The organism is Mesorhizobium sp. M0145 (genome assembly GCF_040322355.1).
GTDB lineage: Bacteria > Pseudomonadota > Alphaproteobacteria > Rhizobiales > Rhizobiaceae > Mesorhizobium.
Window position 1 is genome coordinate 1 of sequence record NZ_JAMYTK010000009.1, and the last position, 9,364, is coordinate 9,364.

Sequence of the window (9,364 nt, forward strand, 5' to 3'; positions counted from 1 at the left end):
TCACCACCGTGCCATGGCCGCTCGCCCCTCAGAGCAAGCGCCGTTCTCTCTCCAAAACTTTTTGCAGAACCTTCAGCACACTATCACGCTTCGCTTCCACCAGCCGACAGGGCTAGACTGGCATAGAACGACAATCGCAGGATTTTGGCTTCAAGTGAGCCCGTGCCGGACGAGGTGGCGAACGACCGGGGAAAACATCTGCTGGCCGATATAAGACCCGATGTTCGCATTTTCGAAGATCGCTTGGGCGGTAACGGCATCCTCGACTATGGGGATACCTGCCTCGCGCGCCTGAGCCATCATATCTTCGGCCGCACGGCCCTGACCCTTGCCGACAATTGTCGGCACAGGCGTTTCGCCCTTGACGTAGCGCAACGCCACGGCGCGCTCGCCTGACACCAAGACGATGACCGCGTTTTTCACACCTAGCTTCGCAGGCTGCATCACTGCTTCGCGCCGCTGTCGCTGCTGTTCACGGCGGATCAATGGATCGCCTTCGAGATCCTTATGTTCGCGCTTGTATTCGGTCGTCGTCATCCGCATGTCCCGTAGGAACAGCCAGCGCTGAATAGGAACATCGATCAAGCCGATGACGATAAAGGCCAGGGCGGCGGCAGTCCCGAGAGGTGTCATCACCGCCTTAATGATCGGCTCCAGGCATGTCTGACCACAGCCTGGCGCCTCGAAGAGAGGCTGTAGCCAGGCGATCAGGATGAATACGAAAAGGCTTGCCAGGAACACCACCTTGACGAGGCCCTTGGCGAACTCGATGACATTGCGGAGCGACAGGATCTTCTGAAGGCCCTTCGCCGGGTTTATGTGATCGAACTGCGGCTTGAGCGGCTCGAACGAGAAGACCGGCCCGAACGTGGCCAGCATGCCGAAGGCTACGGTGAGAACCACAACGATCCCGACTAGCGGCAATGTGGCAAGCATCAGCAATGAGAACGAGTGGTGGATGGCCCGCAGGCTGACCTCCTCGAAAGAGCCGCCGGGCACCGTCACAGTCTGCACGAGTTCCGAAAGATATTTGAAGAGCAGCGGCCAACAAAAATAGAGATAGCCAAGCGCTGCGAAAAGAGTGAAGCCGGATACCAGGTCGCGGCTTTGCGAAACCTGGCCCTTGCGGCGGGCGTCACGGAGCTTCTTGTCGGACGCCGGTAATTTCTTTTCCTCAGCTTCTTCGGCCATGTTGCAATCTTACCGCACTATCGTGGTTCCAGTCGGCGGATGCCCTGTGTAAGGTGGGACGGGCTTGAATACGGAGAGGTGGATTTGCGGTTGCGTGTCGTATTCATGCCAGTCGTCGTCGCGCTGGCGCTGAGCGGTTGCCAGACGACCCAAACCGGCTCCGTGCAGGCCAAGGCGCAGGGCCCATCGTCTCAATCCGAGCGCCTGATCAAGCTTGCCGACGATATTGATGCGCGCGGAGAAAGTGATACCGCCATCGCGCTCTACCAGCGCGCCGCAGCAATGCCGGGCGCCAAGGCGAGCGCGTTCGTCAAGACAGGCGACGCTTACATGCGGGCAGGCTATCCTGCCGATGCCGCCAAAGCTTATCGGGCCGCGCTCGCCAAAGCTCCCAATGACGGGGGAGCAATGCTTGGGCTTGGCTCGGCGATGATGGAGGCAGGCGATATCGATGCAGGCATGCGCGCGCTTGCGCAGGCAGCGCCGCTGGTCAACACCAGCGGCGCCTACAACCGATTGGGCGTTGCGCAGACTTTCGCCGGGCAGACAGGGCAGGCGCAGGAGACTTTCGCCCAGGCGTTGAGACTTGCGCCGGGCGATCTTGACGTCGAGACCAACATGGCATTGGCGGCAGCCCTCGAAGATAATTCCGCTGCGGCGCTGCCGCTGGTGCAGAAAATTGCCGCCGCTCCCAATGCGCAATTGCACCACAAGCGCAACATTGTGGTGGTGTACGGGCTTCTTGGCCAGGCCGACCAGGTCAAGGCCTCGCCGCCAATCGGGCTGACGACCAAGGAGGTGGCCACCCTGCTTGCCCGCGCAAGAACCATTCGGCTGAAGGGCAGCACTCAAGCCAAAGCGAAGGCGCTCGGCTCCATCCTCGGCTAGCGAATCGGGCCGGAGGGCCTGAAGCGATCTTCCGCCAAGCGCGACGCGTAGGGTGACACTACGCGGGCGAATACCGCGCCGGCTCACTCGACTGGGAGCGTTGTTTGCGGCACCGACGGCGCGCTGTTGGCGCCGCCTATCGGAGCCTCCTCGCCATCGAGGTAGCGACGGGCCGCGCGCGCGGTCGGTGCCGCCGCCGCCGGGCCCATGCGGCGGCCTTGTACGAGGTCACGCTGGCTTTCGGACATCCGCTGAAGATTGAAGGCATTGGCGCAACCGGGCGGCAGATGGGAGCCGACGCCGGAGACGATCGTCAGATTCGTCTTGCCAGCAGAGTTGTCGTCGTCGGCTGGCTCGGCCAGACAGGCATCGGGAGCAAGAACTGAGCCGCCGATACCTTTCTCGGAGCCGCCTGCATCCGTCGAAACATAGTTGTAGCCAGGCGAATAATCCTGCCGCTGTTGCGGGCTGCTCGCGCAGCCGGCCAGAACCAGCGCTGGAACAACGCAGAAAAATGCGATCGGGGATGTCATATCCGGTCCTCGTTACTTGATGATCAGACCCGTCGCCGACGCGTCATTGGCGTGCTTGCGGCTGCGGTGCTTGGCTGCCGGACGATCAAGCGGCATGGCGAGGCTGTCGCGCACCGGTTCCACCAGATAGGGCGTAATCAAAATGACCAGTTCGGTCTCTTCGTGCTGGAAACGCTGTGATTGAAAAAGCGGGCCAAGCACCGGTACATCGCCCAGCACCGGAAACTTTTCCAGATTGCGCGAAGTCCGCTGCTGGAAAAGGCCGGCGATCGCAAATGTCTGACCGCTCGCCACTTCGACCGTGGTGTCGGCCTTGCGCACGACGAAACTCGGCATGGCGAAACCGTTGGCGCTTACGGATCCGGTCTCAGATAGAGAACTGACTTCCGGCTGGACATGGAGCGCGATGCGATTGCGGCCGATCAGCGTCGGGGTGAAGCCGAGGGACACGCCGAAGGGCTTGTATTGGACGGTGACGACGTCGGTTCCTTGCGGGATCGGAACCGGAATTTCGCCACCGGCGAGAAAGCTTGCCGTCTGACCGGTCATGGCCGTCAGGTTCGGTTCGGCCAGTATCTTGACGATGCCGTTGCGTTGCAGGGCTTCGATCAGAATGTCGAAGTTCAGGCCATGCGCCTGGTCCATGTTCAAACCGAAATTCCCGTTGCCCGAGGGCACACCGTTGTCCTGGAACATGTTGAATTCGAAGCCGCCGCTCCTGTAGCCGACGGACCAGTCGACGCCGTAGGACTGCAGTTCCGTGCGCGAGACCTCGGCGAAGCGAACCCGAATGTTGACTTGCTGTGAGCCCTGCACGGTCATGTTGTTTAGCGGCGGCTGTTCCGGTGGCGAGAAGGTCCGGGCGACATTGTCCAGATCCGTTGCCTCATCGACGCCTCGTGCCTCGCCTGTTGCAACGATACGGGTCCCGAAAATGTGGAGATTTGTCGCCGAGCTCGGCTGCATTGCTTGCTTGGCCTCGGTAGCAGGCGTGACATCGGGGGTGACGCGGAACTGGGCCGTTGCCTCGATCCGTTCATCGGCCGTGATCGCAATGAGGTTGGTCAGGCCGGGTTTGAGGCCGAACACATAGACCATGCTCGGCGACACGACCTGAAGGTCCGCGATCGTGGTGTCGGCAATCAGCACGGATTCGACCGGTTCATTGAACCGCAATAAGCGTCCTTGCCCGACCGGCAAGCCGACCGTTGGTTTGCTCGGCAACGCTGATATGTTCTGTGCCGTCGCATCGGCCAGTGTGAGCAACAACGCCAGCAGGACGCCAATCGTCGCGATAGCGAGCCGGCCTAAATCTGCCCGCCGGGCGAAAGCGGCTGATCCTACGCCTGCCGCGGTGTTGTGGATGGTCATGCCATTTCTCTCCTGAATCCCCAATGTCGTCCGTCCGGCTGGCGTCAGGAGGGCGCCTCCTGCGCGGCATTCGCCTGAGCCGACGGGAGCGAATGGGAGACGACGCGCGCGCCGGCTTTGCCGGACCGGCCGGCGATCGTGGCCAGCGGCTGGACGTTGAATTCGTGTGCGAGTTCCTGGAAGGATAGGACCGGAAGCTCGATGCCATTGTGTGCGAGCAGGCTGCGCATGTGACGGCGCACATCCATCGCGGCGAGGACGACCGGTGAAACATCGGTGGCGTTCTGCGACCGGGCTCGCTCGATTTCGGTGACCAAAGCCTGCGCATCATCGTCCGACAGATTCAGGAAGGTGCCGGTCGATGTGCTTTGCACCGCGTTTCGCAGGATGTCCTCGGCCGACCGCTGCAGCACATAGGCCGCGATGATGTTGTTGCGGCCGGCAAAGCGGAAGCTGATCTGGCGCTTCAAGGATGTGCGGACATGTTCCGTCAGCAAGAGGACGTCCTGTTCGCGTTGGCCCCATTCGATGAGTGCCTCGAGGATAAGGCGCAGATTGCGGATCGGGACGTTTTCCCCGACGAGCCGGCGGAGCACTTCCGCGATCTTCTGGAGCGGCACGGTCTCCTGCGCCTCCCTGACCAGATCCGCATAATCCGGTTCCATGTCCGAGAGCAGCCTGCGTGTCTCCTGAATCCCGACGAAATGGCCGGCATAAAGACGAAGTGCATGGCCGGTCCATTTGGTCGCTATTTGCACCGGCGTTGAGAAGACGAACCCGGCTCCCTTCAGTGCTGGCAGGTAGCTGTCATCGGCCCATACGAATTTACGCAGACCGGCAATCGGAGAACCTTTTTCGTAAGGTATTTCGAGCAGATCGAGATGCGTCGTGTCCGCTTCGACAAGAACACGGTTGGCAGGAATTTCAGTATCCAGGATGGGCGCACCTTCCAGATCGACGCGGACGCTTCGTTGCGAAAGCATCTCGTCGACCTGCATGCCGATGGCCGGAACGTCGACACCGAGATCACCGAAGAGTTCACGGCGCACGCCGTCGGCGAGCGCGGCAAATTCGGGCTCCGGGACTAAGTGTGCGAGCTCGGTTCCGAAGCGCACGAGGACGCGGTAGGATGGAGACAGTGTTGCGGTGGAGATTGCCGAAAGCGACGCGGAATTCCCCCGCTGTGCAGGCGAGGCGGTTTGGCCGATGTCTTGAGGCTCGGACTCCCGGGCGGAGCGGCGATTGATTGCATAGGCGCCGGCGCCGCAGCAGCCACCAAGGACCAGGAACATGATGGAGGGGAAGCCTGGCACCATGGCAAGGCCGACCATGATCACGGCTGCGAGTGCGAGCGCGCGGGAGTCGCGGAGCAGTTGGCTGGTTATTTGCTGGCCAAGATCGCTCGTTCCGTCCGCGCTGCCGACGCGCGTCACCATTGTGCCGGCGGCCACAGCGACGAGCAATGCGGGTATCTGCGCCACCAGGCCATCACCCACGGTGAGCAACGTGTAGGTCGCAGCCGCGTCGCCGAGCGACATGTCGTGCTGCAGCGTGCCGACTGCGAAACCACCTATCAAGTTGACCAAAATGATCACAATGCCTGCAATCACGTCTCCCTTGACGAATTTCATGGCGCCGTCCATTGCGCCAAACAGCTGGCTCTCGCGCTCCAGCTGCTGGCGCAGATGGCGTGCCTCCGCCTGGTCGATGTCGCCGTTGCGCAGCTCGGCATCGATGCTCATCTGCTTGCCCGGCAGCGCATCGAGCGTGAAGCGCGCGGCCACCTCGGCGACGCGTTCGGCACCCCGCGCAACAACGATGAACTGCGCAACGGTGATGATCAGGAAGATGACGAGGCCCACGGCAATGCTGCCGCCAACGACGAAGGTGCCGAAGGCGGTAATGATCTCGCCTGCGTCGGCCTGGAGCAGGATCAGTCGCGTGGTCGTGATCGTGATCGCCAGCCGGAACAAAGTGGCGATGAGGATGACCGACGGCAGTGACGAAAACTGCAGCGGATGAGAGACGTAGAATGAGGCCAGCAGAATAAGCACGCTGATGGCGATGTTTGCAGTGATGAGACTGTCGACGAGAAACGTCGGCAATGGAATGAGCATCATTACCACCGCGACGAGCATCAGAATGGCAATGACCAGATCACTGCGGCGTGACATCCTGGCAAGGAATTGCATCAGGCGTTCCGAGACGGTCATCGGATGCCTCGTTGCGACAGGAAGCTAAGCAAGGCACTGCGCGCCTCGGTCTTTCGCCCGGCCACGAGCAAGGCGCGGCTCTTCAGTAATGTAAGCACCGGATGATCCATTCCTTCCAAGGTCTCCAGCCTGGCAATCGTGGCAAGCGCCTTTTCCGCCTCGCCATCGAGTATGAGAAGGTGGGCCAACGTTCTGAGGACGCCGGCATTTCCCGGCGAGAGCTGTGCAGCAATAAGCAGGTAGGTCGCGCCCCGCTTTGCCTGCCCGTGGCACCCGTAGAGATAGCCCAGGACATGCAAAAGATGCACGGTGTCACGCGAGTCAGTCAGAGTTCGATCCTTCCTGCATGCGACCAAGCAGATCGCGATGACGTTCGATTTCATCCTCCATCAGCGTTTTGGCGAGCGTCTTGAGTTGCTCCCCACCCTCAAGGGTTGGGACCAGGTGTCTTACGAGGTGCTGGAGAATGGGCACGGAGCGCCGCAGGATAGCCGGTTCGGGAATATTGGGCATGACGAAATGGGCGAGTATCTCGTCGAGCGACTCGCCGGCCGCACCTTGAGAAGCCTGGAATTCCGCCGTTTCCGGCCCTTCTGCACCAGCGGCTGATCTCGCCCCCTGAGCACCGTTGGCTGCTTTTTTGCCGACCCCGTTTGTCCGTCGCCGGCTGATGGCCTGGCCACGCACGCTTTCCGCCTGCCGCGCCTCGCGGCCCGCCGTGTCAATCCGTGCCGTGTCGAATCGTGCCGCTTCAAGCCGGCGGTTCACGGATATTTCAGCGCGACCGTGGCGCCGCCCTTGGTCAGGAGAAGTTCGGTTTCGCCGATGTGTTTGACGGCCCAGCCGTCGTCGGTGAATGCACCTTCGTGATAGCGTGCGCCGTCGGTTGCGATGACGTAGGGCCGCTCGCCGTACCAGATCGCCTGCAGCCTTAGCCGCGGCGCCTGCGGCGCATTGCCAACCATGACGTTGGACATGAGGGGAACGTGAGCGCCGAACGACTGATCGAACCAGGATTGCGTTTGTGCCCAGACATCACTCTTGTCATTCGGGATCATACCCGAGACCACGAGGCGTCCATTTGATTCCAGAACCGTTAATGTGCTTATGCCGGATTGCTCGAGGCGCAGCTTGAGCTGCCTTTCCACTTCTGCGGCAGTCTGGATTTGTGCTGGCGATGAAGCATCCAGGACTTTTTCCCCTGCCTGACCGGCCAAAGCCACTCTGACTGGTTGCCCGTCTTGCGAGGACGCCTTTGCGCCAATCTCTTGCTTGGCGAAAGAGAACCCGTTCGCGGCGACAGAAATTGCGAGAACCGCACAGAGAACGCTGCTCGCGACCAGCAGCGGGCGATTGGCAAAGGACCATCGATTGGGTACGCGTTGCAGGCTGACCAGCTTGATGCGCGCCTCGCCTACACTTATGGTGAGCGGCAGCCTGCAGCGGCTGCCATGTCCCTCATGGATGGTCTCGCCCGTGGCCAACATGACATCGCCGCCGACGGCTTCGATTTCAACTTGGCTGCCCTTGCGCCGCAGCCTTGCGTGAATCGGTGCGATGCCGGCATCGCGTAGGACAATGTCCGACTCAGTGCTGGAGCCGATCGTATATTGTGGCTCGACCAGACTGACTTCGGCGCCGGCGTGAAATCCGTGAGTCACGCTCAGCGCAATGGAATGACCGGTATCCGGGGAGGGGGCGATGATCGATCGAAGTCGGCGCGCCGGCACTGCTGCTTCCGGATATTTGCTGATAGGACGAGCGGTCATGCCACTTCATCTCCCGCCGAATGTCCATTTCCAACGCAGCCTGATGACGGCGCTGAAAATTGCGCCGTGCAGGTACGCCGCCGGGTGCTTGCGGCGGCGCATGGTTCGAGAATCCGACGCCTTAGGCCTTTTCAGCCGACTGGCCGAGTGTCCTGGCGGTGCTCATCAGCATGTCATGCTGGGATTTGGCGATTTCTTTCGTGATCTCCAGGCCAAACATGCGCTCCTGGTGCTTGATCATCTTGTCCAGGTTCTGTTCCGGCGACCCTGCAGAGCCGGACGTAATGGGAGGGGTAGCAGCCATCATTGTCTCCTTGAGGGACTATCCAAGTTGCAAACTCCGGACTCACATCGCTGCAGTCCGGAGGGTTGCGAAGGCAGCTTAAGGCAGCATGGCCGAAAATGAAAGTCCAGTTGGAATATTTGAGACACTTAGGTTCCAACTGTTGCGCCACCGGCGTTCAAGGAGTACATTAGTGGGTGGGTGAATGGGGTATTTCAGAATGGAAAAAGGTCCTTTGGCCGAGCTTTTGGTCGAACGGTTCGAGACTATGCCACCGCAGTTGCGGGTCGCCGCACGTTTCGTGCTGGATCATCCCAAGGATGTCGCACTGATGTCGATGCGCGAGCAGGCGCACCAGGCCGGCGTTTCGCACAGCACGATGATGCGGCTGGCGCGATGGATTGGTCTTGAAGGCTACGAAGTTATGCGCAGCCTTTATGCGCGCGCGCTGCGCGAGACCATCGCGGGCGAGCCGGCGCGACAGGGTATCGGACAGCATGGCGATCCGGGATATTCGACTGCCGGCGTCGTTGCCGACACGCTCGCCGCCCAGATCTCAAGCCTTGGCGAATACGGCAACGCCATGCAGTTCATCGCGGCAGCCGGTCTGCTCGCCCGGTCACGCGATCTGTTCGCTGTCGGCTCGCGCGCCGCGTATCCGGTCGCGAGCCACTTCGTTCACATCATGTCCTTGCTGGCTGGCACCGACTGCAAGGTGACGCTTGTCGGCGAGATGGCCGGACCGGGCCTGGATGCCCTCCAGCACGCGGGACGCGGCGCGGTACTTCTTGCGGTGGGCCTATCGCCCTACGAGCGCACGACGATCGACGTTGCGCGCCAGTCGGCTCGGCAGGGCATCGGCGTGGTGGCGATCACTGACAGCAGCGTATCGCCGCTGACACAGATCGCGCGGGAAACAATTATCGTTACGTCAAATTCACAGTCGTTCTTCCGCAGCATGGCGCCGGCGTTCGCCGGCGTCGAGATTCTGGCGGCATTGGCGGCAGCGCAGTCTGAAACGAACGTCGCAGAACGGGTAAAACAGTCGGAAGAGCAGCTCGCTGCTTTCGGCATCTATTGGAAGCCCCCTCGATAACATCCGAAAGGTTGCGATCG

General features: G+C 61.2%; 10 protein-coding genes. 2 read left to right on the plus strand and 8 right to left on the minus strand.

From position 1 onward, the window contains the following. Positions 1-150: 150 nt before the first annotated feature. Positions 151-1,191, minus strand: a complete 1,041-nt coding sequence (locus tag NKJ28_RS15230; RefSeq protein WP_352636307.1) for an EscU/YscU/HrcU family type III secretion system export apparatus switch protein — start codon at positions 1,189-1,191, stop codon at positions 151-153. Between the two features lie 90 nt (positions 1,192-1,281). Here NKJ28_RS15230 and NKJ28_RS15235 point away from each other — a divergent pair, with 90 nt between their 5' ends. Then, on the plus strand, positions 1,282-2,079 hold the full coding sequence (locus NKJ28_RS15235; protein WP_352636309.1) for a tetratricopeptide repeat protein: 798 nt from the start codon (positions 1,282-1,284) through the stop codon (positions 2,077-2,079). A gap of 83 nt (positions 2,080-2,162) precedes the next feature. On the opposite strand, the gene NKJ28_RS15240 is transcribed toward NKJ28_RS15235, so the two are convergent. The 7 genes from NKJ28_RS15240 to NKJ28_RS15270 all read right to left on the minus strand — a co-directional run bounded on the left by NKJ28_RS15240 (position 2,163) and on the right by NKJ28_RS15270 (position 8,269). After that, positions 2,163-2,612 carry a hypothetical protein gene (locus NKJ28_RS15240; protein ID WP_352636311.1) on the minus strand — a complete coding sequence of 150 codons (450 nt, stop codon included), beginning with the start codon at positions 2,610-2,612 and terminating at the stop codon, positions 2,163-2,165. Between the two features lie 12 nt (positions 2,613-2,624). Next, entirely contained in the window at positions 2,625-3,983 is a 1,359-nt protein-coding gene (locus NKJ28_RS15245) for a type II and III secretion system protein family protein (RefSeq protein WP_352636313.1), read from the minus strand. Between the two features lie 44 nt (positions 3,984-4,027). Beyond that, positions 4,028-6,196, minus strand: coding sequence for a type III secretion system export apparatus subunit SctV (gene sctV / locus NKJ28_RS15250; protein ID WP_352636315.1), 2,169 nt, complete (start codon positions 6,194-6,196; stop codon positions 4,028-4,030). After that, a complete protein-coding gene (locus tag NKJ28_RS15255; protein WP_352636317.1) occupies positions 6,193-6,579 on the minus strand; it encodes a tetratricopeptide repeat protein in 387 nt (128 codons plus the stop codon). The genes sctV and NKJ28_RS15255 overlap by 4 nt, the downstream gene beginning before the upstream one ends. Further along, on the minus strand, positions 6,518-6,964 hold the full coding sequence (locus tag NKJ28_RS15260; protein ID WP_352636319.1) for a hypothetical protein: 447 nt from the start codon (positions 6,962-6,964) through the stop codon (positions 6,518-6,520). Before NKJ28_RS15260 ends, NKJ28_RS15255 begins: the two co-directional genes overlap by 62 nt. After that, a complete protein-coding gene (locus NKJ28_RS15265) occupies positions 6,961-7,965 on the minus strand; it encodes a SctD/MshK family protein (protein ID WP_352636321.1) in 1,005 nt (334 codons plus the stop codon). The genes NKJ28_RS15260 and NKJ28_RS15265 overlap by 4 nt, the downstream gene beginning before the upstream one ends. A 121-nt stretch (positions 7,966-8,086) precedes the next feature. After that, positions 8,087-8,269, minus strand: a complete 183-nt coding sequence (locus NKJ28_RS15270; RefSeq protein ID WP_126092905.1) for a hypothetical protein — start codon at positions 8,267-8,269, stop codon at positions 8,087-8,089. A 199-nt stretch (positions 8,270-8,468) separates the two neighbouring features. On the opposite strand from NKJ28_RS15270, the gene NKJ28_RS15275 reads away from it, so the two are divergent. Next, positions 8,469-9,344 carry a MurR/RpiR family transcriptional regulator gene (locus tag NKJ28_RS15275; protein WP_352636323.1) on the plus strand — a complete coding sequence of 292 codons (876 nt, stop codon included), beginning with the start codon at positions 8,469-8,471 and terminating at the stop codon, positions 9,342-9,344. Positions 9,345-9,364: the final 20 nt, after the last annotated feature.

Coding starts and splice junctions, on each gene's coding strand:
- NKJ28_RS15230 (WP_352636307.1), bottom strand. CDS start 1,191: ATGGCCGAAGAAGCTGAGGAAAAGAAATTACCGGCGTCCGACAAGAAG.
- NKJ28_RS15240 (WP_352636311.1), bottom strand. CDS start 2,612: ATGACATCCCCGATCGCATTTTTCTGCGTTGTTCCAGCGCTGGTTCTG.
- NKJ28_RS15245 (WP_352636313.1), bottom strand. CDS start 3,983: ATGACCATCCACAACACCGCGGCAGGCGTAGGATCAGCCGCTTTCGCC.
- sctV (WP_352636315.1), bottom strand. CDS start 6,196: ATGACCGTCTCGGAACGCCTGATGCAATTCCTTGCCAGGATGTCACGC.
- NKJ28_RS15255 (WP_352636317.1), bottom strand. CDS start 6,579: ATGAAATCGAACGTCATCGCGATCTGCTTGGTCGCATGCAGGAAGGAT.
- NKJ28_RS15265 (WP_352636321.1), bottom strand. CDS start 7,965: ATGACCGCTCGTCCTATCAGCAAATATCCGGAAGCAGCAGTGCCGGCG.
- NKJ28_RS15270 (WP_126092905.1), bottom strand. CDS start 8,269: ATGGCTGCTACCCCTCCCATTACGTCCGGCTCTGCAGGGTCGCCGGAA.
- NKJ28_RS15275 (WP_352636323.1), top strand. CDS start 8,469: ATGGAAAAAGGTCCTTTGGCCGAGCTTTTGGTCGAACGGTTCGAGACT.